This window comes from Pseudomonas japonica (genome assembly GCF_900188455.1).
Taxonomy (GTDB): domain Bacteria; phylum Pseudomonadota; class Gammaproteobacteria; order Pseudomonadales; family Pseudomonadaceae; genus Aquipseudomonas; species Aquipseudomonas japonica.
In genome coordinates, this window is the sequence record NZ_FZOL01000009.1 from 108,805 (window position 1) to 133,115 (window position 24,311).

Genomic DNA, 24,311 nt, shown 5'->3' on the forward strand with positions numbered 1-24,311 from the left:
AGCCTGCTGCGGGCTTTTTGCTTTAGAATGCCGGGTGTTTTTCCCACAGGACTTGCCATGAAGTTCGCCATCGCGGTGTTTTCCCCCGGCCATGCGCCCTCTTCCCGTCGCGCCTTGCTGTTCGCCCAGGCGGCCCTGGCCGGCGGTCATGAAATCGTGCGCCTGTTCTTCTACCAGGACGGCGTGCACAGCGCCTCGGCCAACGTGGTCACGCCGCAGGACGAGAACGATGTTCCCGCGCAGTGGCGCGCCTTCGTCAGCGAAAACGCGCTGGACGCCGTGGTGTGCATCGCCGCCGCCCTGCGCCGCGGCGTGCTGAACGAAGAAGAGGCCACCCGCTACCAGCGCCCGGCGGTGAACCTGCCCGCGCCGTGGGAACTGTCCGGCCTCGGCCAGTTGCACGAAGCCGCGCAGATCGCCGACCGCCTGGTCTGCTTCGGAGGAGATTGAAATGGCCAAGTCCCTGCTGATCATCAGCCGCCAGGCACCCTGGAACGGTCCATCCGCGCGCGAGGCACTGGATGTCGCCCTGGCCGGCGGCGCCTTCGACCTGCCGCTGGGCATGCTGTTTCTCGACGACGGCGTGTTCCAGCTGGCCGCCCACCAGCAACCGGCGCTGCTGCAACAGAAGAACCTCGCGGCCAACCTCCAGGCCCTGCCGATGTTCGGCGTCGACGAGCTGTTCGTCGCCGCCAGCAGTCTCGCCGAGCGCGGCCTGGCCGCCGATGGCCTGAGCCTGCCGGTGGAGGTGCTGGATGACGCCGGCCTCGCGGCCTTGATCGACCGATTCGACCAGGTGGTAACCCTCTGATGAGCACCCTGCACGTCATTTCCCATTCGCCGTTCGGCGACGATCGTCTCGCCAGTTGCCTGCGCCTGCTCGGCCCGCACGACGGCCTGCTGCTCTGCGGCGACGCGGTGTATGCGCTGAATCCCGGCACGGCCACCGTGGCCGGCCTGATCACCCTCGGTCCGCGCCTGTATGCGCTGGAAGAAGACCTGCTGGCCCGCGCCATCGCCAACGGCCCGGCCACTGCCGTGGACTATCCGGGCTTCGTCGCCCTGTCCCTGAACCATGACAAGGTCAACAGCTGGCTATGAGTACCCTGACCGTCAACGGCCGCGACATCGCCCTGGACAAGGACGGCTACCTGGTGGAACTGGGCGACTGGTCCGCCGACGTCGCCCGTGCCCTGGCCGAGCGCGAGGCGCTGGAGCTGACTGCCGATCACTGGGAAGTGCTGGAATTGCTGCGCCAGTTCTACCAGGAGTTCGAGCTGTCGCCGGCGACCCGCCCGCTGATCAAGTACACCGCGCTCAAGCTGGGCGCGGAGAAAGGCAACAGCCTGCACCTCAACCGCCTGTTCAACGGCACTCCCGCCAAACTCGCCGCCAAGCTGGCGGGCCTGCCCAAGCCGACCAATTGCATATGACCCAGCCACTCCCCCTCGTTACCGAAACCCCGGCCGAACATCCTTTCGCCGAGTTCGTGCGCATTCTCGGCAAGGGCAAGCGCGGCGCCCGCGGCCTGACCCGCGAGGAAGCCCGCGAGGCCATGGGCATGCTGCTCGACGGCAAGGTCGAGGACACCCAGCTCGGTGCCTTCCTGATGCTGCTGCGGCACAAGGAAGAAAGCCCGGAAGAACTGGCCGGCTTCACCGAGGCCCTGCGTGCCCGCCTGCAGGCCCCGGCCATCGCCGTGGACATCGACTGGCCGAGCTACGCCGGCAAGAAGCGCCACCTGCCCTGGTACCTGCTGGCGGCGCGCTGCCTGGCGGCCAACGGCGTGCGCATCCTGATGCATGGCGGCGGCGCGCATACCGCTGGGCGTCTCTACACCGAGCAGACCCTGGAGGTGCTGGACATTCCGCTGTGCCGTAGCTGGGACGACGTCGAGACGGCGCTGGACCAGCACAACCTGGCGTTCTTCCCGCTGCAGGACTGGGCTCCACGCCTGCAGCGCATGATCGACCTGCGCAACACCCTCGGCCTGCGCTCGCCGATCCACTCCCTGGCCCGGGTGCTCAATCCGCTGGGCGCCCGTTGCGGCCTGCAGAGCATCTTCCACCCCGGCTACCAGGCGGTGCACCGCGAGGCCAGCCGCCTGCTCGGCGATCGCGCCATCGTGATCAAGGGCGACGGCGGCGAAATCGAGATCAACCCGGACGCCACCAGCCATCTCTACGGCACCGCCGACGGCACTGAGTGGGATGAGGAGTGGCCGCAGATGTCGGCCCAGCGCCATGTCAAACCGGCCAGCCTGGTACCCGGACACCTGCTTGAGGTCTGGGCTGGCGAGGCCGGCGACAGCTACGGCGAAATGGCGGTGATCGCGACCATGGCCCTGGCCCTGCGCGGCCTCGGCCACACGCAAGCGGAAGCCTTCGCCAAGGCCCGGGAATACTGGGCCGCGCGCCTGGCCTGAACGGAATCCATCGATACCATCGATCAAACAGGCGAGATCTTTGCGCTATTCGTTCGAACTTGAGTCCGTAAACTGGCCTCGAATTTTCAGACGTTTCTGCCAAGGAGTTTGCCCATGGGCCTGTTGATCGATGGACGCTGGCATGACCAGTGGTACACAAGCAGCAAGGATGGCGCCTTCCAGCGCGAAAACGCGCAGCGCAACAACCCCCTGCCCGCCGCCGAGGCCGGGCGCTATCACCTCTATGTGTCGCTGGCCTGCCCATGGGCCCATCGCACCCTGATCTATCGCAAGCTCAAGGGCCTGGAAGGCCTGATCGACGTGTCCGTGGTCAGCTGGCTGATGGGCGAGCACGGCTGGACCTTCGACAAGCGCGAAGGCTCGACCGGCGACAAACTCGACGGCAGCGACTTCCTGCACCAGCGCTACACCCGCGACGACCCGCACTACAGCGGCCGCGTCACCGTGCCGGTGCTGTGGGACAAGCGTGAGCAGCGCATCGTCAACAACGAGTCGTCGCAGATCATCCGTATCTTCAACAGCGATTTCGACAGCCTGACCGGCAATCGCCTGGACCTGTATCCGGGGCCGCTGCAGGCCAGGATCGATGCGTTGAACGAGCGTATTTATCCGGCGGTGAACAACGGTGTATACCGTGCCGGCTTCGCCACCTCGCAGCGCGCCTATGAAGAGGCCTTCGATGCGCTGTTCGCCGAGCTGGACACCCTGGAGCGACTACTGGATGGGCAGCGCTACCTGGCCGGGGAATACCTGACCGAGGCGGATATCCGGCTGTTCACCACCCTCGTGCGTTTCGACGCGGTGTATTACGGGCACTTCAAGTGCAACCTGCGGCGGATCAGCGACTATCCGAACCTGTCGAACTGGCTGCGTGAGATTTATCAATGGCCGGGGGTGGCGGAGACGGTAAACATGGAGCATATCCAGCGCCACTACTACCTGAGCCACAAGACCATCAACCCGAACGGGATCGTGCCGAAGGGACCGTTGCAGGACTTCGGGCAGGCGCATGATCGGGAAAGGCTGGTCGGGCGGGGAATCTGGAAGAAGACTGGCCTCTGACAACCCGCGTCCCCCGTAGGAGCGTGGCTTGCCCGCGAAAGGACCGCATAGCGGTCCCGGAAAACACCACCGAATGGGACCGCTATGCGGTCCTTTCGCGGGCAAGCCACGCTCCTACGGAGGGACAAGCTAGGGTTGTTGAGCGCCTTCGAACCAGGCGAGCTTGTCGCGCAACTGCACCACCTCACCCACGATCACCAGCGTCGGCGCATGCACTTCATGCTCCGCCACCAGTTGCGGCAGGTCGCCCAGGGTGCCGGTGAAGACCCGCTGGTTCCTGGTCGTGCCTTGCTGCACCAGCGCCGCCGGCGTGTCCGCCGCGCGACCATGGCGAATCAGCTCGGCACAGATGGTCGGCAAGCCCACCAGGCCCATGTAGAACACCAGGGTCTGCGCCGGCGCCACCAGGTCATTCCACGGCAGGTTGCTGGTGCCGTCCTTGAGGTGCCCGGTGACGAAACGCACCGACTGTGCATAATCGCGGTGGGTCAACGGAATCCCGGCGTACGCCGAACAACCGCTGGCCGCGGTAATCCCCGGCACCACCTGGAAGGCGATGCCCTGCTCCGCCAGTTCCTCGATCTCCTCGCCGCCACGGCCGAAGATGAACGGATCGCCGCCCTTGAGGCGCAGCACCCGCTTGCCCTGACGGGCCAGGTCCACCAGCAGCTGGTTGATCTGCTCCTGCGGCACGGCGTGATCGGCGCGGCGCTTGCCGACATAGATACGCTCGGCATCGCGCCGGCACATCTCGATGATCGCCGGTGCGACCAGACGGTCGTACAGCACCACATCGGCCTGCTGCATCAGGCGCAAGGCGCGGAAGGTCAGCAGGTCCGGATCGCCCGGACCGGCACCGACCAGGTACACCTCACCACCGTTCTGCGGCGCGGCGCCCTCGACCTTGGCCTGCAGCAGGCGCTCCGCCTCGCCGCCCTGCCCGGCCAGCTGACGCTCGGCGATCGGGCCCTGGAACACGTCCTCCCAGAAACCACGACGCTGATTGACATCCGGATAGAGCTGCTTGACGCGATCGCGAAAACGCGAGGCGAGCCCGGCCAGTTCGCCGTAGGCGGCGGGAATCCAGGCTTCCAGGCGGGCGCGGATCAACCGCGCCAGCACCGGGGCGTCGCCGCCGCTGGACACTGCGATCACCAGCGGCGAGCGATCGACGATGGCCGGGAAGATCACCGTGCACAACGCCGGCGCGTCCACCACATTGACCGGTACGCAGCGCCGCCGCGCATCCGCCGACACCTGGGCGTTGAGCACGGTGTCGTCGGTGGCGGCGATGATCAACTGGCAGTCGTCGAGATCACCTTCTTCATAGCCACGGGCCAGAAGCTGGCCACCGCTCTGAACGGCAAGCTCGGCCAGCTGGCTTTCGATCTGCGGCGCGACCACGCGCAGCTTCGCCCCGGCATCGGCCAGCAGGCGGGATTTGCGCAAGGCAATCTCGCCGCCGCCGACCACCAGCACCTGGCTGCCGCGCAAATTGTGGAACAGCGGCAGGAATTCCATTTAGCCGATGACCTCGATGCCACCCATGTACGGCTTGAGCACTTCCGGCACGCGGATGCTGCCGTCGGCCTGCTGGTAGTTCTCCAGCACCGCGACCAGGGTGCGGCCCACGGCCAGGCCCGAGCCGTTGAGGGTGTGCACCAGCTCCGGCTTGCCGGTTTCCGGGTTGCGCCAGCGCGCCTGCATGCGCCGAGCCTGGAAGTCGCCGCAGTTGGAGCACGAGGAGATCTCGCGGTACTTGTCCTGGCTCGGCACCCAGACTTCCAGGTCGTAGGTCTTCACGGCGCTGAAGCCCATGTCACCAGTGCACAGGGCCAGTACGCGGTACGGCAGCTCCAGCGCCTGCAGCACGCGCTCGGCGTTGGCGGTCAGGCCTTCCAGGGCTTCCATGGACTTGCCAGGCTCGACCACCTGGACCATCTCGACCTTGTCGAACTGGTGCTGGCGGATCATGCCGCGGGTATCGCGACCGGACGCACCGGCTTCGCTGCGGAAGCACGGGGTATGGGCGACGAACTTGATCGGCAGGTCCTTGGCGTCGACGATCTCGCCGGCAACGATGTTGGTCAGCGACACTTCGGCGGTCGGGATCAGGTAGAAGTCGGCCTCGCCTTCGCGGCTGATCTTGAACAGGTCTTCCTCGAACTTCGGCAACTGGCCGGTGCCTTGCAGCGCCGGGGCCTGGACCAGGTACGGGGTGTAGGCCTCTTCGTAGCCGTGCTCGTTGATGTGCAGGTTGATCATGAACTGCGCCAGGGCACGGTGCAGACGGGCGATCGGACCGCGCAGCAGAGCGAAACGCGCGCCCGACAGCTTGGCCGCGGTTTCGAAGTCGAGGTAGCCGTCGCGCTCGCCGAGGGCAACGTGGTCCTGGATCGCGAAATCGAAGGTGCGCGGGGTGCCCCAGCGACGTACTTCGACGTTGCCGTCTTCATCCTCGCCCACCGGGACGCTGGCGTCCGGCAGGTTGGGGAGGGTCAGCAGGATCTGGTCCAGTTCGGTCTGGATCTCGTCCAGCTCGACCTTGCCGGCCGCCAGTTCGCCCGCCATGCGCTCGACGTCGGCCATCAGCGGCGCGATGTCCTCGCCCTTGGCCTTGGCCTGGCCGATGGACTTGGAACGGGCGTTACGTTCGGCCTGCAGTTGTTCGGTACGGGTCTGCACCGTCTTGCGGCGCTCTTCCAGGGATTCGATGCGCGCGACATCCAGGCTGAAGCCACGGGAGGCCAGGCGGTCCGCCACTTCCTGAAGTTGGCCGCGTAACAGTTTGGAATCGAGCATATCGTTCTCTCGTTATGGGTGGTGTTGATTCAGATTCGGATCAAGGCCAGGCCGGCCCAGGTTGCGAGCAGGCCGCCCAGCACGCTGATCGCGGCATAGCCGAAGGCCAGCGGCGCCTGCCCGCTTTCGAGCAGGCGCACGGTATCCAGTGAAAAGGATGAAAACGTCGTCAGGCCGCCGAGGAAGCCGACGATCAGGCCGCCACGCAGCTCGACCGGGACATACGGACGATGCAGGAACAGCCCGTAGAGCAGGCCGATCAGCAGGCAGCCAACCAGGTTGACCGCCAGCGTACCGAGATAAAAGTGCCGAGGCCAGTGGCCAGCCACCCAATTGGAGGTAGCGAAGCGCAACAGGGTGCCGGCAATGCCTCCGGCACTGACGGCGGCGACGAGTGCGATCACGGTTTTCTCCGCTGCCGGGGGCTGTTGCGGTCGAGCTCGGCCAACTGGCGCAGCTTCTCGCCGATCTTCAATTCCAGCCCGCGCGGCACCGGCTGGTAGTACTGGCGCGGTTCGAGTTCGTCGGGGAAATAGTCCTCGCCGGCGGCGTAGGCGCCCGGCTCGTCGTGGGCGTAGCGGTATTCCTCACCGTAGCCCAGTTGCTTCATCAGCTTGGTCGGGGCGTTGCGCAGGTGCAGCGGCACCTCCAGCGAACCGTGTTCGGCGGCTTCGCGCAGTGCCGCCTTGAAACCCACGTACACCGCGTTGCTCTTCGGTGCGCAGGCCAGGTAGGTGATGGCCTGGGCCACCGCCAGCTCGCCTTCCGGGCTGCCGAGGCGCTCCTGCACGTCCCAGGCCGACAGACACAGGCTCAGGGCGCGCGGGTCGGCGTTGCCGATGTCCTCGCTGGCCATGCGCACCACGCGGCGCGCCAGGTACAGCGGATCGCAGCCGCCATCGAGCATGCGCGCGAACCAGTACAGCGCGGCATCCGGGTTGGAGCCGCGGATGGATTTGTGCAGCGCGGAAATCTGGTCGTAGAAGGCCTCGCCGCCCTTGTCGAAACGCCGCCGGCTGTCGCCGAGCAGGCTCTGCAACAGATCGACGCCGATTTCGCCGCCGTCTTCCGCCAGGTCCGAGGCGTTTTCCAGGAAGTTGAGCATGCGCCGGCCATCACCGTCGGCGGCGGCCAGGAGCATTTTGAAAGCCTCGTCGCCAAGGCGCAGCTGGCGCTTGCCCAAGCCGCGCTCCTCGCTCAGCGCACGCTGCACCAGGCGCCGCAGGGCCTCCTCGTCGAGGCTCTTGAGCACATAGACCCGCGCCCGCGACAACAGCGCGTTGTTCAGCTCGAACGAGGGGTTTTCGGTGGTGGCGCCGATGAAAATCAGCGTGCCGTCTTCGACATAAGGCAGGAAGGCGTCCTGCTGCGACTTGTTGAAACGGTGCACTTCGTCGACGAACAGGATGGTCCGCCGCCCGTACTGGGCCGCCTGCTGCTTGGCGATCTCCACCGCATGGCGGATTTCCTTGACCCCGGCGAGCACCGCCGAAACCGTTTCGAAATGCGCGTCGCAGAACTGCGCCAGCAGCCGCGCCAGGGTGGTCTTGCCGACCCCGGGCGGGCCCCAGAAGATCATCGAATGCAGCGCGCCCTGCTCCAGGGCCTCGCGCAGCGGCTTGCCACGTGCCAGCAGGTGCTGCTGGCCGACGTATTCGTCCAGGTTGGCCGGGCGCATGCGCGCGGCCAGGGGCTGGGCAACCGGTTCACTGCGAAACAGGTCCATGGACGGCTGTACGACCTCTTACTCTTGGATCACATCCGCGCCTTTGGGGATGTCGAACTTGAACTTGCTCGCCGGTACCGGCTCGTTGGCCTTGACCCCGGTGAAGACGATGTTGGTGCGCTGGCCGACACTGTCGATCAGTTGCATGTCATTGACCAGGCCCTTGCGGAACGACAGGCGCAGGGAGTCGAACAGGGTGTCCTTGGTCTTCGGGCGCAGTTCGAAGTCCATCACTTCGCCCTGCTCCTTCGAGCTGATGTCGAAGCTCTGGCTGATCTTCGATACGTCACCCGACAGCAGCAGCGCCGGGGTCTGGGTCAGGCGCTGGTCGAGCTTCTTGATGGTCGCCTGTTCCAGGTCCGGGTCCCACAGGGTGACCTTGGCACCGTCGGACACCACGACCTGCTCCTGCGGCGCGTCGGTGTGCCAGTAGAACAGGCCCGGACGCTGTACCGCCATCTGCCCGGTGGTTTCCTGCAGCTGGGTGCCGCTGGCGTCAAGGGTCAGCTGGGAAAAGTTGGCACTGATGGTCTTCGAGTTGTTCAACAGCTGGGTCAGGCGGGCCACGTCGGCCTCGGCGGCGAACAGCGAAGCGCTGGACAGGCTCAGAGCGGAAACCAACATCATGCGAATCAGGCGCATGGCAATCCTCGTTGCAGAATGAATGAACCGGCGGGCGTCGTTGCCCGCCAGTGAAACCTGGGTATCAGTCGCGCGGCGATCCCGGGGCGATGACTTCGCGGGAACCGTTGGTGTTCATCGGCGTGACCACGCCGGCCATCTCCATCGCCTCGATCATCCGCGCGGCACGGTTGTAGCCGATCTTCAGCTTGCGCTGCACCGCGGAAATCGAAGCACGACGGCTTTCCAGGACGAACTGCACCGCCTCGTCGTAGAGCGCGTCGGTCTCGGCGTCGTCGCCGCCCTCACCGCCGCCGCCACCATCGAAGCCACTACCGGCTTCCTCGACACCGTTGAGGATGTCGTCGTTGTAGTCGGGAGCACCGCGCAGCTTCCAGGCCTCGACCACGCGATGCACTTCGTCGTCGGAGACGAAGGCACCGTGCACACGGATCGGCAGACTGGTGCCCGGCGGCATGTAGAGCATGTCGCCGTGACCGAGCAGCTGCTCCGCGCCACCCTGGTCGATGATGGTCCGCGAGTCGATCTTGCTCGACACCTGGAACGCCATGCGCGTCGGGATGTTGGCCTTGATCAGGCCGGTGATGACGTCCACCGACGGGCGCTGGGTGGCGAGGATCAGGTGGATACCGGCGGCCCGCGCCTTCTGCGCGATACGCGCGATCAGTTCTTCGACCTTCTTGCCGACGATCATCATCATGTCGGCGAATTCGTCCACCACCACCACGATGGTCGGCAGGGTATTCAGGGTCGGCGGCACGTCGTCCATGCTTTCGCGGCGGAACATCGGGTCGTAGATCGGCTCGCCGGCTTCCTCGGCGTCCTTGATCTTGCGGTTGAAGCCGGCCAGGTTGCGCACGCCCATCGCAGCCATCAGCTTGTAGCGCCGCTCCATCTCGGCGACGCTCCAGCGCAGGGCGTTGGCGGCATCCTTCATGTCGGTGACCACCGGGCAGAGCAGGTGCGGAATGCCTTCGTAGATCGACAGTTCGAGCATCTTCGGGTCGATCATGATCAGCTTGGCGTCTTCCGGGCCCGACTTGAACAGGATCGACAGGATCATGGCGTTGACCCCCACCGACTTGCCCGAACCCGTGGTACCGGCCACCAGCAGGTGGGGCATCTTCGCCAGATCGGTGATCACCGGCTTGCCGCCGATGTCATGGCCGAGGGCCATGGTGACCGGCGACTTGGCCTCGTCGTACTGCGGCGACGACAGCACCTCGGAGAAGCGCACGATCTGCCGGTCTTCGTTGGGAATCTCGATACCGACGGTGGTCTTGCCCGGAATCACCTCGACCACACGCACGCTGGTTACCGCCAGGGAGCGCGCGAGGTCCTTGGCCAGGTTGGCGATGCGGCTGACCTTCACACCGGCGGCCGGCTGGATTTCGTAGCGGGTGATCACCGGGCCCGGGTGGATCGAGTCCACGGAAACCTCGACGCCGAATTCCTTCAGTTTGATTTCCAGCAGCTGGCCGACGCCTGCCAGCGATTCCGGGGAGTAGTTGACTTTCTTCTTCTCGGCCGGATCGAGGATGGAAATCGGCGGCAGCGTGCCTTCGACGGCGCTGTCGACGAACAGCGGCGCCTGCTTCTCCTTCTGCACGCGCTTGCTCGGTTCTGGAGCCTTGACCGGGGCCGGCATGATTACCGGCGGAGTTTTTTCTTCGCGTTCGGCGACATGCCTGGCCAGCGCCTGGTCGCGTTCGATGATGCGCTCGCGGGCCTTGGCCTGCTCGCGACGGTCCGGAACGACCGGGGCCACCACTTCATTGACCTGCTGATCGACCTCGCGCAGTTGCGCGACCAGTTGCTTGCGCTCGAGACGGGCATTCCACCAGCGGCTGGCGGCGCCCTGGATCAGTTCGAACAGATCGAGGGTGATCTTGCCGGTGATGTCCATCACTTTGAACCACGACAGGTCGGTGAACACGGTCAGACCGAAAAGGAACAGGGCGATGAACATCAGGGTACTGCCCTGCACGTTCAGGGCGTTCTTCGCCAGATCGCCAAGGCTCTCGCCCAGTGCACCTCCGGCCGAAGCCGGCAGGCTCGGCGCGGAATGGAAGTGGATATGCGCCAGCGCGGCACCGGACAGGACCAGGAACACCAGGCCGATCAGGCGCCAGGAGAACAGCCAGCCGCTCCACTGCCAGGGCTGATGGCGCTCGCGGAAGATCTGCCAGGTCTTGATCGCCAGCAGCAAAGGGAAGATGTAGGCGAAATAACCCAGCACCATGAACAGGATGTCGGCGAAGAAGGCACCGGCACGGCCCGCGGCGTTCTGCACCTGATCGACGGTGCTGGTGTGACTGAAGCCGGGGTCGGCCTGGTCGTAGGTCAGCAATGCCATCCACAGATAAAGGCACAGGGCGCCCATGGCAATCAGGGCACCTTCCTTGAGCCTGTAATGCAACTGCTGGCGCCAGAGCGGCTCGGGATTGGGTGTTGCTGTGGGTTTCTTCAAAACTCGTCTATTCCTGCGCTTTGTGCGCGTCCAACCGTGATTGACCAAAGGGGACGGTCAACAAATCACTACTTTTAACATTACTGCCGAACGATCGCCATTACGGCTCGGCGGAACGAGCCATGACAGAGACAAAATTCCCCTGCAACAATTTGAGCACGCATTTTCTTTTGTGACAAAGGCTTATGCGGTGTTTTTGCGTAGTTGGGACAACTGTCCCCGGGTTAAGTTGCGCTACATGGCACAAGGCCCCGCGCCCGCACCACGACGGGCTTGTCCGAAGACGCTGGTTCGGGTCATGCTGAGCGCCCTCCCCTTGCGTGTCGATGACAATGCTCACCTGGCTGAACCGCAACACGCTGGACTTCCCGCCACTGGAACGCGCCCTGCGCGATCCCGACGGCCTGCTGGCCGCGGGCGGAGATCTGCGACCGGAACGCCTGGTCCAGGCTTACCGCCACGGCTGCTTCCCGTGGTACCAGGATGGCCAGCCGATCCTGTGGTGGTCGCCCGATCCGCGCACGGTGATGTTTCCGGACGAGTTGCACGTATCCCGGTCATTGCGCAAATTCATTCGCCAGGGCCACTACCAGGTCAGTTTCGACCAGGACTTTGCCGCGGTGATTCGCGCCTGCGCCGCGCCACGCGCCTATGCCGACGGCACCTGGATCACCGACAGCATGCAGGCGGCCTACATCGAGCTGCACCGCCGCGGGCTCGCCCATTCGGTCGAGGTGCGCCGCGACGGTGAGCTGGTCGGCGGCCTCTACGGCCTGGCCATGGGCCGCCTGTTCTTCGGCGAGTCCATGTTCAGTCGCGCCGACAACGCCTCCAAGGTGGGCTTCGTCGCGCTGGTGGAACACCTGCGCGATGCCGGTTTCGTCCTCATTGATTGCCAGATGCCTACCGACCATCTGCACAGTCTCGGTGCCCGGCCTATCGCCAGGGCGAGCTTCGCCGACTATCTGCGTCAGTATCTCGACCAGCCCAATCGCGCCACCTGGATCTGCACCCCGGCCGTTTGCTAGGCGAGTTTTCACAGCTGGCTTACAATTAGTAAAAAACACCTGCCGAGGGGTTGATCATGACTGAGTTGGCGCGGTTGAAGTTCTATGCCACTCAACCCCATGCCTGCAGCTACCTGCCTGACGAGCAGGCCACCACGCTGTTTCTCGATCCGAGTCAGCCGATGGACGCCACCGTCTATGCGGACCTGTCGGAAATGGGCTTTCGCCGCAGTGGCGACCACCTTTACCGGCCCCATTGCCAGAACTGCAATGCCTGCGTACCGGCGCGGATTCCGGCTGCACGCTTCTCCCCCAATCGTCAGCAGAAACGCATCATCAAGCGCAACGCCGACCTGGTGGTGACCCCTGCCCGCCCGTCCTTCAATGAAGAATACTTCGACCTGTATCGGCGCTATATAGAGCAACGCCACTCGGATGGCGACATGTATCCGCCGAGCCGCGACCAGTTTTCCACCTTCCTGGTCCGCGACCTGCCGTTTTCACGTTTCTACGAGTTCCGCCTGGAGGGCCGCCTGGTCGCCGTGGCGGTGACCGACCTGCTGCCCAATGGCCTGTCGGCGGTGTACACCTTCTACGAGCCGAGCGAGGAACGACGCAGCCTGGGCCGCTTCGCCATTCTCTGGCAGGTCGGCGAAACCCTGCGTCTGGAGCTGGACGCGGTTTACCTCGGCTACTGGATCAAGAACTGCAAAAAAATGAACTACAAGACCCAGTACCGCCCCATCGAACTGCTGATCAACCAGCGCTGGGTCACCCTGAACTGAAAACCTTGGCTTGACCTTCCTTTTTCGGGCACAATGCACGCCACTTTTTGTAGCCGGGTGCTTCTGTGGCCGGCCATAACTGAACACCGAGGGCTTTACTGCATGTCGAAAGAAGACAGCTTCGAAATGGAAGGCACTGTCGTCGACACCCTGCCCAACACCATGTTCCGCGTGGAGTTGGAAAACGGGCACGTCGTAACCGCGCACATCTCCGGAAAGATGCGCAAGAACTACATCCGTATCCTGACTGGCGACAAGGTCCGCGTCGAACTGACGCCGTACGACCTGAGCAAAGGCCGCATCACCTACCGCGCTCGCTAAACGTCGATACGACGAAAAAGCCCGGCAGATGCCGGGCTTTTTCGTTGCTGCAGAACGTCGCGGGGCAAGCCCCGCGATTTTCGTCAGGCCATTTCCGCCGTGGTTTCGAAGTCGAAGACCAGTTCGCCATCGCGGATATCGACATGCACCACACCGCCGTGCTCGGCCAGCTCGCCGAACAGGATCTCCTCGGCCAGCGGCCGCTTGATCTTGTCCTGGATAAGCCGTGCCATCGGTCGCGCGCCCATCTGTGCATCGTAGCCGCCTGTCGCCAGCCAACTGCGCGCCGCATCGGACACTTCCAGCAGGACGCGCTTGTCCTCCAGTTGCGCCTGCAGTTCGGTGAGGAACTTGTCCACCACGCTCTTGATGGTTTCGTGAGTGAGGCGACCGAACTGGATGATGGTATCCAGACGGTTGCGGAACTCCGGCGTGAAGCTCTTCTTGATCACTTCCATCGCGTCGGACGAATGATCCTGATGAGTGAAGCCAATCGACGCACGGGCCGCGGTTTCCGCACCGGCGTTGGTGGTCATGATCACGATCACGTTGCGGAAGTCCGCCTTGCGCCCGTTGTTGTCGGTCAGGGTGCCGTGGTCCATGACCTGCAGCAGCAGGTTGAAGACTTCCGGATGCGCCTTCTCGATCTCGTCGAGCAGCAACACGCAGTGTGGCTGCTTGGTGATCGCCTCGGTGAGCAGACCGCCCTGGTCGAAACCGACATAACCCGGAGGCGCACCGATCAGGCGCGACACGGTGTGCCGCTCCATGTACTCGGACATGTCGAAGCGCACCAGCTCGACCCCCAGCGCCTTGGCCAGTTGCCGCGCCACTTCAGTCTTGCCCACCCCGGTCGGACCGGAGAACAGGAAGGACCCGACCGGTTTGTCCGGCGCTTTGAGACCGGCACGAGAAAGCTTGATCGCGGTGGCCAGCGAGTCAATGGCCGCATCCTGACCGAATACGGTCAACTTCAGATCGCGCTCCAGATTACGCAGCAGCTCCTTGTCGGAACTGGTGACGTGTTTTGGCGGAATCCGCGCGATCTTGGCGACGATGTCCTCGACCTGCGGCACCTCGATGCGCTTGACCCGCGCCTCGACCGGCTGCAGACGCTGATAGGCGCCAGCTTCGTCGATCACGTCGATGGCCTTGTCCGGCATGTGTCGGTCATTGATGTAGCGCGCCGCCAGTTCAGCCGCGGCACGCAGGGCCTCATCGCTGTATTCGATGCTGTGATGCGACTCGAAACGGCCTTTGAGCCCGCGCAGGATGCCCACGGTGTCTTCCACCGACGGCTCGCTGACATCGACTTTCTGGAAGCGCCGCGCCAGAGCCCGGTCTTTTTCGAAGATGCCGCGGAATTCCTGGAAGGTGGTCGAACCGATGCAGCGGATATCGCCGGAAGACAGCAGCGGCTTGAGCAGGTTCGAGGCGTCCATCACCCCGCCGGATGCCGCGCCGGCACCGATGATGGTGTGAATTTCGTCGATGAACAGGATCGCTTGCGGACGTTTGCGCAGCTCTCCGAGCAGCGCCTTGAAGCGCTTCTCGAAATCGCCGCGGTACTTGGTCCCGGCCAGCAACGCACCAAGGTCCAGGGAGTAGACCACGCTGTGGGACAGCAGGTCCGGCACCTGGCCATCGACGATACGCTTGGCCAGCCCCTCGGCGATGGCGGTCTTGCCGACACCGGCCTCACCGACCAGCAACGGATTGTTCTTGCGCCGCCGGGCGAGAATCTGCGCTACCCGTTCGACTTCGGTTTCGCGACCGACCAGCGGATCGATCCGGCCCTGACGCGCCAGTTCGTTGAGGTTGCTGGCATAGGCGTCCAGAGGATTGCCCGAGGACGACGTTTCGCCGCCGTCCTCGTCCTGCATCTCCTGCTCGCCTTCCTGGTGTTCACCATGTCCCGGAACCTTGGAAATGCCGTGGGCGATGTAGTTGACCACATCGATGCGAGCCACGCTTTGCTGCTTGAGCAGGAACACCGCCTGGCTTTCCTGCTCACTGAAAATCGCTACCAGCACATTGGCACCGGTCACTTCACGCTTGCCCGAGCTCTGTACATGGAAAACGGCACGCTGCAGCACCCGTTGGAAGCCCAGAGTCGGCTGGGTCTCACGGTCCTCGTCGTGTACGGGGATCAAAGGTGTGGTGGAGTCGATGAACTCCTGCAGATCGTGTTTGAGCTTGTCGAGATTTGCGCCGCATGCACGCAGAACGGTGGCGGCTGCCTCGTTGTCCAGCAATGCCAACAGAAGGTGCTCGACGGTCATGAACTCATGACGCTTCGAGCGCGCCTCCTTGAAGGCCAGATTGAGGGTGACTTCGAGCTCGCGGTTTAACATAGCTTCACCTCATACCCAAGTGGTCGGCGATTAACCGTCCTTCTCGATTTCACAGAGTAGCGGATGCTGGCTTTCCCTGGCGTATTGGTTGACCTGCATGGCCTTGGTCTCGGCGATGTCGCGGGTAAACAATCCGCACACTGCCCGCCCTTCTGTATGGACGGCCAGCATGACCTTGGTCGCCAGCTCGCGGTTCAGGTTAAAAAACACCTCGAGCACTTCGACGACGAAATCCATCGGTGTGTAGTCATCGTTGAACAAAACCACCTTGTACATCGGTGGCGCCTGCAGCGCCGGCTTGGACTCCTGTACGGCCAGGCCGGAACTATCGTCCTCATGCGATTGCGGGCGATCCTGATTGAATGTTAGTCGAATCTGGCTATGTGCATGCATGGAAAGAATTTCATCATTTCGACAGGTTAAGGTTGTGGGTTGACCGCTGTAACCGGCGCAGAATACGGCCCGTCGCCTGACCTTGACTATCGGCAAAACGGTGTTACAACCAATAAGAACCCACCGTGGTCGATAAAGATCCGCGCAGTCAACCAGAAATTTCGCAGGTTCGTATGCGGATGGAGTGGATGATACTCCAGTGATGGAGTCCTTTGCAGAGGGATATGAGGATGGCAAGCGGTAAAGTCAAGTGGTTCAACAATGCGAAGGGTTACGGCTTCATCAATGAAGACGGCAAATCGGATGACCTGTTCGCGCATTACTCGGCAATCCAGATGGACGGCTACAAGACGCTGAAAGCCGGACAGGCCGTAACTTTCGAAATTTTTCAGGGCCCCAACGGACTGCTGGCCAAGAACATCCAGGCTTGTAAAACCGGTAGCGAGGTCCAGAGCGCCACGTCCACGGCCGCAAGCATCTGACCACAGGCAGCACTTTCAGTCGAAACCGGCCAACCGCCCAAAAGGCGGTCGGCCGGTTTTTCTTTACATGTGCTTGATCAGCGCTTCGCCGAAGCCGGACGACGAGACCAGGGTCGCGCCTTCCATCAGCCGTTCGAAGTCGTAGGTCACGGTCTTGGCGCGGATCGCGCCGTTGGTACCCTTGATGATCAGGTCGGCAGCCTCGGTCCAGCCCAGGTGGCGCAGCATCATCTCCGCGGACAGGATCACCGAACCCGGGTTCACCTGATCCTTGCCTGCGTACTTCGGCGCGGTGCCGTGGGTCGCCTCGAACATCGCCACGGTGTCGGACAGGTTGGCGCCCGGCGCGATACCGATACCCCCCACTTCCGCCGCCAGGGCATCGGACAGGTAGTCACCGTTGAGGTTGAGAGTGGCGATCACGTCATATTCGGCCGGACGCAGCAGGATCTGCTGGAGCATCGCGTCGGCGATGGCGTCCTTGACGATGACTTCGCGGCCGGTTCTCGGGTTCTTGAACTTCATCCACGGGCCGCCGTCCAGCAACTCGGCACCGAACTCGTTCTTCGCCACCTCGTAGCCCCAGTCCTTGAAGGCACCCTCGGTGAACTTCATGATGTTGCCCTTGTGCACGATGGTCAGCGACTTGCGGTCGTTGTCCACGACATACTGCAGGGCCTTGCGTACCAGACGCTGGGTGCCTTCCTTAGACACCGGCTTGACGCCGATACCGCAGTCCTGGTCGAAACGGATCTTGGTGACACCCATTTCCTCCTTGAGGAACTTGATCACCTTGTTCGCCTCGGGCGACCCGGCCTTCCACTCGATGCCGGCATAGATGTCCTCGGAGTTCTCGCGGAAGATCACCATGTCGACGTCGCCAGGTTTCTTCACCGGACTCGGCACGCCGTCGAACCACACCACAGGGCGCAGACAGACGTACAGGTCGAGTTGCTGGCGCAGGGCCACGTTGAGGGAACGAATGCCGCCGCCGACCGGAGTGGTCAACGGTCCCTTGATGGAAACCACGTAATCCTTCACCGCATCGAGGGTTTCCTGGGGCAGCCAGGTGTCCTGGTCATAGACCTGGGTGGCCTTCTCGCCGGCATAGACTTCCATCCAGGAAATCTTGCGCTTGCCGCCGTAAGCCTTCTCGACCGCAGCGTCGACCACTTTGATCATGACCGGGGTGACGTCGATGCCAATGCCGTCGCCTTCAATGAACGGGATGATCGGATTGTCTGGAACATTGAGAGAATGGTCTGCGTTGACGGTGATTTTGTCGCCGACTGCCGGAACCTCGATTTTCTGGTATCCCATGCTGCACTCCGCTTTTTTCTTGGTTTGAAGTCCTGCAATCCCCAGAGCCTAACCCACTTGGCGGCGAACGGAAACCTTGTCGCCAAAACCGTCACGAAGCGGGAAAACGCTCTACATCTTTGGTCTATAGACGATTATCCGATATGTTCGTCTTGATGATTAGGACCAAGGAATTGGTATACTGCGCCGGTGACTCAAGGGTCACTCGGGGCGAGATGTCCGCTACAGGCCCCGCGGCCCCGACAAGACTGGACTGTTACCGCGGTCCAGCCGTTTGACACTCGACTGATGCAACCCACCATCACAGCCCGGGATCCTCGACTTTCCGCTCATGGATGTGTCTGAGCGAAGCGCTTACCCTGCGCGCCCTACCGAGATTCCGAGCACGCTCAGCAAAACAGAGAGTTAACCCGAATATGTCCACCCGATCCAAGATCATCTACACCTTCACCGACGAAGCCCCCGCCCTCGCCACCTTCTCGTTGCTCCCTATCGTCGAAGCCTTCACCGCTACCGCCGACATCGCGGTAGAAACCCGGGACATCTCTCTCGCGGGCCGCATCCTTTCCGCCTTCCCAGAACAGCTCGGCGCCGACAAGCAAGTGGCCGACCACCTGGCGGAACTGGGTCGACTGGCGACCACCCCTGAAGCCAACATCATCAAGCTGCCGAACATCAGCGCCTCGGTTCCACAACTGAAGGCCGCGATCAAGGAGCTGCAAGGCAAGGGCTTCAACGTTCCGGATTATCCGGAAGCACCGGCCAACGACGCCGAGAAGGAAGCCCGCACCCGCTACGACCGCATCAAGGGCAGCGCCGTGAACCCGGTCCTGCGCGAAGGCAACTCCGACCGCCGCGCCCCGCTGTCGGTCAAGAACTATGCCCGCAAGCACCCGCACAAGATGGGCGCCTGGGCCGCTGACTCCCAGTCTCACGTCGCTCACATGAGCCACGGCGACTTCTACGGCAGCGAAAAAGCCGCACTCATCGAAGCCGATGACAGCCTGCGTATCGAATTGCTGGGCAAGGACGGCTCCACCACCGTTCTGAAAGAAAAAACCGCGGTCAAGGCCGGCGAGATCGTCGACTGCGCGGTCATGAGCACCAAGGCCCTGCGCGCCTTCGTCGCCAAGGAAATCGAAGACGCCAAGGCCAGCGGCGTACTGCTCTCGGCCCACCTGAAAGCCACCATGATGAAGGTCTCCGACCCGATCATGTTCGGCCAGATCGTCGCCGAGTACTACGCCGACGCGCTGAACAAGCACGCCGCCGTCCTCGAAGAAATCGGCTTCAACCTGAACAACGGCATCGGCGACCTGTACGCCCGCATCAAGTCCCTGCCAGCCGAGCAGCAGGCGCAGATCGAAGCCGACATCCAGGCCGTCTATGCCGTTCGCCCGGCCCTGGCCATGGTCAACTCCGACAAGGGCATCACCAACCTGCACGTGCCGAGCGACGTGATCGTCGACGCCTCGATGCCGGCGATGATCCGTGACTCGGGCAAGATGTGGAACACCGCGGGCCAGCTGCAGGACACCAAGGCGCTGATCCCGGATCGTTGCTACGCGACCATCTACCAGGCCGTGATCGAAGACTGCAAGAAGCACGGCGCCTTCGACCCGACCACCATGGGCAGCGTACCGAACGTCGGCCTGATGGCACAGAAAGCCGAAGAGTACGGCTCTCACGACAAGACCTTCCAGGCCAAGGCCGACGGCGTCATCCGCGTCGTGGACAGCAAGGGCAACCTGCTGCTGCAACAGGAAGTGGAAGCAGGCGACATCTTCCGCATGTGCCAGACCAAGGACGCACCGATCCAGGACTGGGTCAAGCTGGCCGTCAACCGTGCTCGCGCCAGCAGCACCCCGGCGATCTTCTGGCTCGACCCGCAACGCGCCCACGACGGCGTGCTGATCGAGAAAGTGCAGAAGTACCTGAAGGATCACGACACCACCGGCCTGGACATCCGCGTCCTGGCCCCGGTCGAAGCGATGAAGGTTTCCCTGGAGCGCATCCGCGCGGGCCAGGACACCATCTCGGTCACCGGCAACGTGCTGCGCGACTACCTGACCGACCTGTTCCCGATCATGGAACTGGGCACCAGCGCCAAGATGCTGTCGATCGTGCCGCTGATGAACAACGGCGGCCTGTTCGAAACCGGCGCTGGCGGTTCGGCGCCGAAGCACGTGCAGCAACTGGTCGAGGAAAACTTCCTGCGCTGGGACTCGCTGGGTGAGTTCCTGGCCCTGGCCGCCTCCCTGGAGCACCTGGGCAACGCCTACGCCAACCCGAAAGCCAATGTACTGGCTGCTACCCTGGACCAGGCCACCGGCCAGTTCCTGGATACCAACAAGTCCCCTGCGCGCAAGGTCGGCGGTATCGACAACCGTGGCAGCCACTTCTACCTGACCCTGTACTGGGCCCAGGCACTGGCTGCACAAACCGAAGACGCCGCGCTGCAGGCGCGCTTCGCTCCGCTGGCCAAGGCACTGACCGAGAACGAAGCGACCATCGTCGCCGAGCTCAACGCCGTCCAGGGCAAACCAGCCGAAATCGGTGGCTACTACTTCACCGACGTCGAGCTGACCAGCAAAGTGATGCGCCCAAGCCAGACCTTCAACAGCGCGATCGCCGCACTGTAAAGGCAGCTTGAAGTAACAAGAAAAACCCCGGCCACGCACCGGGGTTTTTCTATTTCGCCCCGAACGACACCGGCCCCTACGGGGGCGGCGCAACGCTCAACAAGGACTCCACCATGACCTGGCAACCCCACATCACCGTCGCCACCATCGTCGAAGACCAGGGCCGTTTCCTCCTGGTCGAGGAATTCAAGGCCGGCAAGCACGTTTTCAACCAGCCCGCCGGCCACCTGGAAGCCAACGAAACCCTGCTTGAGGCTGCCCTGCGGGAAACCCTTGAGGAAACCGCCTGGGACGTCGAACTCACCGGCGTGGTCGGCATCTACCTGTATACCGCTCCCAGCAACGGCGTGACCTACCAGCGCATCTGCTTCGCCGCCAAGCCGTTGAAGCATCATGCCGACCGCGCCCTGGACAGCGATATCGTGCGCGCCGTGTGGATGACTCGCGAGGAACTGCTGGCCGATCCGCAACGCTGGCGCAGCGAGCTGGTGCCGCAGTGCATCGAGGATTACCTGAGCGGCCCGCTGCACAGTCTGGCGCTGATCCGTAATTAAGGCGCCTTTCGCCTTGCAGGACGCAGCCTGATAGAATCGTCGTCTTTTTCCAGATACGCACCCAAAGCCATGTCCGAACCAGCTCTCCAAGAACCCGAAAAGACCCGCGTCATCGTCGGCATGTCCGGCGGCGTGGACTCTTCCGTTTCCGCTCTCCTGCTGATGGAGCAGGGCTACCAGGTGGAAGGCCTGTTCATGAAGAACTGGGAAGAGGACGACGGCACCGAATACTGCACCGCCCGCGAAGACCTGGCCGACGCCCAGGCCGTGTGCGACCGCATCGGCATCAAGCTGCACACCGCCAACTTCGCCGCGGAATACTGGGACAACGTCTTCGAGCATTTCCTGGAAGAGTACAAGGCCGGCCGCACGCCGAACCCGGACATCCTGTGCAACCGCGAAATCAAGTTCAAGGCGTTCCTCGACTACGCCCTGTCCCTGGGCGCCGACCTGATCGCCACCGGCCACTACGTGCGCCGCCGCGATAGCGACAATCGCACCGAGCTGCTCAAGGGCCTCGACCCGAACAAGGACCAGAGCTATTTCCTCCACGCCGTCGGCGGCGAGCAGATCGCCCGCACCCTGTTCCCGGTGGGCGAACTGGAAAAGCCCGAGGTCCGCGCCATTGCCGAGAAACACGGCCTGGCCACGGCGAAGAAGAAAGACTCCACCGGCATCTGCTTCATCGGCGAACGTCGTTTCAGCGACTTCCTCAAGCAGTACCTGCCAGCCCAGCCCGGCGAGATCCAGACCACCGATGGCGAGGTCATCGGCCAGCACCACGGCCTGATGTACCACACCATCGGCCAGCGTCAGGGCCTTGGCATCGGCGGCCTCAAGGACGCCGGCGACGAGCCGTGGTACGTGCTGGAAAAAGACCTGTCGCGCAACGTGCTGGTGGTCGGCCAGGGCAATGAGCACCCGTGGCTGTTCTCCCGCGCCCTGCTCGCCTCGGACATCTTCTGGGTCAACCCGATCGATCTGTCCGTGCCGCGGCGCCTGACCGCCAAGGTGCGCTACCGCCAGAGCGACCAGGAATGCACCCTGGAACGCACAGCCAGCGGTTATCGCGCAGTGTTCGACGAGCCGCAGCGCGCGGTAACGCCCGGCCAGTCCGTGGTGTTCTATGACGGTGAAGTCTGCCTCGGTGGCGGCGTGATCGAGATCGCCGAGCCGTGGAGCAGCCGCGGATGAACCAGACGCAGGAACAATTGATCGCGCTGGGCGGTGTGTTCCAGGCCGCCGTGCTGGTGGACCGCATCGCCCGTACCGGCTCGGCCAGCGAAGCCAACATCGGCTGCATGCTGGGCAGCCTGCTGGTGCGCGACCCGAAGAACACCCTGGAAGTCTTCGGCGGTGACGACATCAACCTGCGCGACGGCTACCGCGCCCTGGCCAGCGCCCTCGAGCGCGATCCCGGCAGCCTGCAGCGCGAGCCGCTGCGCTACGCCCTGTCCATGCTCGGCCTGGAGCGCCAGCTGGCCAAGCGTGGCGACATGCTGGAAACCATTGGCAACCGCCTGCCGCAGATCCAGTCCCAGGCCGATCATTTCGGCCTGGTTCACGAAAACGTCATCGCCTCGAGCGGCGCGCTGTATCAGGATACGTTGAGCACCCTGCGCCAGCGCATCCAGGTCCATGGCGACATGCGCCACCTGCAGCAGACCAACAATGCCTCCAAGATCCGCGCCCTGCTGCTTGCCGGCATCCGCGCCGCGCGCCTGTGGCGGCAACTGGGCGGACATCGCTGGCAACTGGTGTTCAGCCGCCGCAAGCTGCTTCGCGAGCTGTACCCGATGCTCCGCGGCTGAGCCGCAAGAACACGACCCGGCTGGCAATACCTTTTGTCAGCCACCCGACCCGGACGCATTTTTCATGTATGATATGCGCCCTCTCAAAAGCCTGACTGTCCGAGAACACCCCATGCAGCTCTCCTCGCTCACTGCGGTTTCCCCTGTAGACGGCCGCTACGCCGGCAAAACCCAGGCCCTGCGCCCCATTTTCAGCGAATACGGCCTGATCCGTTTCCGCGCCCTGGTCGAAGTGCGCTGGCTCCAGCGCCTGGCCGCCCACCCGCAGATCGCCGAGGTCCCGGCCTTCTCCGCCGAAGCCAACGCCCTGCTCGACGGCCTGGCCAATGAGTTCGCCCTCGAGCACGCCGAGCGCGTCAAGGAAATCGAGCGCACCACCAACCACGACGTCAAGGCCATCGAGTACCTGCTCAAGGAGCAGGCCGCCAAGCTGCCGGAGCTGGCCAAGGTCAGCGAGTTCATCCACTTCGCCTGCACCAGCGAGGACATCAACAACCTGTCCCACGCCCTGATGCTGCGCGAAGGCCGTGACAGCGTGCTGCTGCCGCTGATGCGCCAGATCGCCGAAGCCATCCGCACCCTGGCGCACCGCTTCGCCGACGTACCGATGCTGTCGCGCACCCACGGCCAGCCGGCATCGCCGACCACCCTGGGCAAGGAACTGGCCAACGTCGTCTACCGCCTCGAGCGGCAGATCGCGCAGGTTGCCGCCGTACCGCTGCTGGGCAAGATCAACGGCGCCGTGGGCAACTACAACGCACACCTGTCGGCCTACCCGCAGATCGACTGGGAAGCCAATGCCCGCGCCTTCATCGAGGACGAGCTGGGCCTGGTGTTCAACCCGTACACCACGCAGATCGAGCCGCACGACTACATCGCCGAGCTGTTCGACGCGATCGCCCGCTTCAACACCATCCTCATCGACTTCGACCGCGACGTCTGGGGCTACATCTCGCTGGGCTACTTCAAGCAGAAGACCGTCGCCGGCGAAATCGGCTCCTCGACCATGCCGCACAAGGTCAACCCGATCGACTTCGAGAACTCCGAAGGCAACCTGGGCATCGCCAACGCGCTGTTCCAGCACCTGGCCAGCAAGCTGCCGATCTCCCGCTGGCAGCGCGACCTGACCGACTCCACCGTGCTGCGCAACCTCGGTGTCGGCTTCGCCCACAGCGTGATCGCCTACGAAGCCAGCCTCAAGGGCATCGGCAAGCTGGAAATCAACACCGCGCGCATCGCCGAAGATCTGGACGCCTGCTGGGAAGTCCTGGCCGAGCCGATCCAGACCGTGATGCGTCGCTACAACATCGAGAACCCCTACGAGAAGCTCAAGGAGCTGACTCGTGGCAAGGGCATCAGCCCGGAAGCGCTGCTGACCTTCATCGACGGCCTGGACATGCCGGCCGACGCCCGCGAAGAGCTGAAGAAGCTGACCCCGGCCAGCTACATCGGTAACGCAGCGGCGCAAGCCAAGCGCGTCTGATCCACGACCCG

Annotated in this window: 24 protein-coding genes; 15 read left to right on the plus strand and 9 right to left on the minus strand. The window is 63.5% G+C overall.

Annotated features, from left to right (window positions below):
• Positions 1–57 precede the first annotated feature (57 nt).
• The 6 genes from tusD (at position 58) to CHB99_RS13200 (ending at position 3,508) form a co-directional block, all read left to right on the plus strand.
• Positions 58–450, plus strand: coding sequence for a sulfurtransferase complex subunit TusD (gene tusD / locus CHB99_RS13175; RefSeq protein WP_042125414.1), 393 nt, complete (start codon positions 58–60; stop codon positions 448–450).
• Position 451: 1 nt separating this feature from the next.
• The gene (tusC, locus tag CHB99_RS13180; protein ID WP_042125416.1) at positions 452–811 is read left to right on the plus strand and encodes a sulfurtransferase complex subunit TusC; all 360 of its coding nucleotides are present in this window, start codon (positions 452–454) and stop codon (positions 809–811) included.
• On the plus strand, positions 811–1,101 hold the full coding sequence (gene tusB / locus CHB99_RS13185; protein ID WP_042125418.1) for a sulfurtransferase complex subunit TusB: 291 nt from the start codon (positions 811–813) through the stop codon (positions 1,099–1,101). Before tusC ends, tusB begins: the two co-directional genes overlap by 1 nt.
• Positions 1,098–1,433, plus strand: a complete 336-nt coding sequence (locus CHB99_RS13190; protein ID WP_042125420.1) for a TusE/DsrC/DsvC family sulfur relay protein — start codon at positions 1,098–1,100, stop codon at positions 1,431–1,433. Before tusB ends, CHB99_RS13190 begins: the two co-directional genes overlap by 4 nt.
• Positions 1,430–2,425, plus strand: coding sequence for a glycosyl transferase family protein (locus tag CHB99_RS13195; protein ID WP_042125422.1), 996 nt, complete (start codon positions 1,430–1,432; stop codon positions 2,423–2,425). The genes CHB99_RS13190 and CHB99_RS13195 overlap by 4 nt, the downstream gene beginning before the upstream one ends.
• Positions 2,426–2,539: 114 nt before the next feature.
• Entirely contained in the window at positions 2,540–3,508 is a 969-nt protein-coding gene (locus CHB99_RS13200) for a glutathione S-transferase family protein (protein WP_042125424.1), read from the plus strand.
• Positions 3,509–3,637: 129 nt separating this feature from the next.
• Here the strand turns inward: CHB99_RS13200 and cysG are convergent, their stop codons facing one another.
• From cysG to ftsK, 6 genes are all read right to left on the minus strand, one after another.
• Entirely contained in the window at positions 3,638–5,029 is a 1,392-nt protein-coding gene (cysG, locus tag CHB99_RS13205) for a siroheme synthase CysG (RefSeq protein WP_042125426.1), read from the minus strand.
• Positions 5,030–6,310 (minus strand): serine--tRNA ligase, encoded by a 1,281-nt coding sequence (gene serS, locus CHB99_RS13210; protein WP_042125428.1) that lies wholly within the window; start codon positions 6,308–6,310, stop codon positions 5,030–5,032.
• 29 nt (positions 6,311–6,339) lie between these two features.
• A complete protein-coding gene (gene crcB, locus CHB99_RS13215) occupies positions 6,340–6,714 on the minus strand; it encodes a fluoride efflux transporter CrcB (RefSeq protein WP_042125431.1) in 375 nt (124 codons plus the stop codon).
• Positions 6,711–8,036: a replication-associated recombination protein A gene (locus CHB99_RS13220; protein WP_042125433.1), complete on the minus strand. Its 1,326-nt coding sequence runs from the start codon at positions 8,034–8,036 to the stop codon at positions 6,711–6,713. Before CHB99_RS13220 ends, crcB begins: the two co-directional genes overlap by 4 nt.
• Positions 8,037–8,054: 18 nt before the next feature.
• Complete coding sequence (gene lolA / locus CHB99_RS13225) at positions 8,055–8,678, minus strand: outer membrane lipoprotein periplasmic chaperone LolA (protein WP_042125435.1); 624 nt, start codon at positions 8,676–8,678, stop codon at positions 8,055–8,057.
• A gap of 64 nt (positions 8,679–8,742) precedes the next feature.
• Positions 8,743–11,148 (minus strand): DNA translocase FtsK, encoded by a 2,406-nt coding sequence (ftsK, locus tag CHB99_RS13230; protein WP_042125438.1) that lies wholly within the window; start codon positions 11,146–11,148, stop codon positions 8,743–8,745.
• Between the two features lie 332 nt (positions 11,149–11,480).
• Here ftsK and aat point away from each other — a divergent pair, with 332 nt between their 5' ends.
• The 3 genes from aat (at position 11,481) to infA (ending at position 13,261) form a co-directional block, all read left to right on the plus strand.
• Positions 11,481–12,176 carry a leucyl/phenylalanyl-tRNA--protein transferase gene (gene aat / locus CHB99_RS13235; protein ID WP_042125441.1) on the plus strand — a complete coding sequence of 232 codons (696 nt, stop codon included), beginning with the start codon at positions 11,481–11,483 and terminating at the stop codon, positions 12,174–12,176.
• A gap of 56 nt (positions 12,177–12,232) precedes the next feature.
• The gene (locus tag CHB99_RS13240; protein WP_042125443.1) at positions 12,233–12,940 is read left to right on the plus strand and encodes an arginyltransferase; all 708 of its coding nucleotides are present in this window, start codon (positions 12,233–12,235) and stop codon (positions 12,938–12,940) included.
• Positions 12,941–13,042: 102 nt separating this feature from the next.
• Positions 13,043–13,261, plus strand: a complete 219-nt coding sequence (gene infA, locus CHB99_RS13245; protein ID WP_002553999.1) for a translation initiation factor IF-1 — start codon at positions 13,043–13,045, stop codon at positions 13,259–13,261.
• A gap of 83 nt (positions 13,262–13,344) precedes the next feature.
• On the opposite strand, the gene clpA is transcribed toward infA, so the two are convergent.
• Both clpA and clpS read right to left on the minus strand, forming a co-directional pair.
• Positions 13,345–15,615, minus strand: coding sequence for an ATP-dependent Clp protease ATP-binding subunit ClpA (gene clpA, locus CHB99_RS13250; protein WP_042125445.1), 2,271 nt, complete (start codon positions 15,613–15,615; stop codon positions 13,345–13,347).
• Positions 15,616–15,645: 30 nt separating this feature from the next.
• Positions 15,646–16,008 (minus strand): ATP-dependent Clp protease adapter ClpS, encoded by a 363-nt coding sequence (gene clpS, locus CHB99_RS13255; RefSeq protein ID WP_042125447.1) that lies wholly within the window; start codon positions 16,006–16,008, stop codon positions 15,646–15,648.
• Positions 16,009–16,238: 230 nt separating this feature from the next.
• Between clpS and cspD the strand changes: the two genes are divergently transcribed.
• Positions 16,239–16,490 (plus strand): cold shock domain-containing protein CspD, encoded by a 252-nt coding sequence (gene cspD, locus CHB99_RS13260; protein WP_042125637.1) that lies wholly within the window; start codon positions 16,239–16,241, stop codon positions 16,488–16,490.
• 63 nt (positions 16,491–16,553) lie between these two features.
• Here cspD and icd read toward each other — a convergent pair whose 3' ends face one another.
• Positions 16,554–17,810, minus strand: coding sequence for an NADP-dependent isocitrate dehydrogenase (gene icd / locus CHB99_RS13265; RefSeq protein ID WP_042125448.1), 1,257 nt, complete (start codon positions 17,808–17,810; stop codon positions 16,554–16,556).
• Between the two features lie 416 nt (positions 17,811–18,226).
• On the opposite strand from icd, the gene CHB99_RS13270 reads away from it, so the two are divergent.
• From CHB99_RS13270 to purB, 5 genes are all read left to right on the plus strand, one after another.
• Positions 18,227–20,452 carry an NADP-dependent isocitrate dehydrogenase gene (locus CHB99_RS13270; RefSeq protein ID WP_042125450.1) on the plus strand — a complete coding sequence of 742 codons (2,226 nt, stop codon included), beginning with the start codon at positions 18,227–18,229 and terminating at the stop codon, positions 20,450–20,452.
• A gap of 113 nt (positions 20,453–20,565) precedes the next feature.
• Complete coding sequence (locus tag CHB99_RS13275; RefSeq protein WP_042125452.1) at positions 20,566–21,006, plus strand: NUDIX hydrolase; 441 nt, start codon at positions 20,566–20,568, stop codon at positions 21,004–21,006.
• 69 nt (positions 21,007–21,075) lie between these two features.
• The gene (gene mnmA, locus CHB99_RS13280) at positions 21,076–22,200 is read left to right on the plus strand and encodes a tRNA 2-thiouridine(34) synthase MnmA (RefSeq protein WP_042125454.1); all 1,125 of its coding nucleotides are present in this window, start codon (positions 21,076–21,078) and stop codon (positions 22,198–22,200) included.
• Positions 22,197–22,817 (plus strand): high frequency lysogenization protein HflD, encoded by a 621-nt coding sequence (gene hflD / locus CHB99_RS13285; protein ID WP_042125456.1) that lies wholly within the window; start codon positions 22,197–22,199, stop codon positions 22,815–22,817. The genes mnmA and hflD overlap by 4 nt, the downstream gene beginning before the upstream one ends.
• A gap of 112 nt (positions 22,818–22,929) precedes the next feature.
• Complete coding sequence (gene purB, locus CHB99_RS13290; RefSeq protein WP_042125458.1) at positions 22,930–24,300, plus strand: adenylosuccinate lyase; 1,371 nt, start codon at positions 22,930–22,932, stop codon at positions 24,298–24,300.
• Positions 24,301–24,311: the final 11 nt, after the last annotated feature.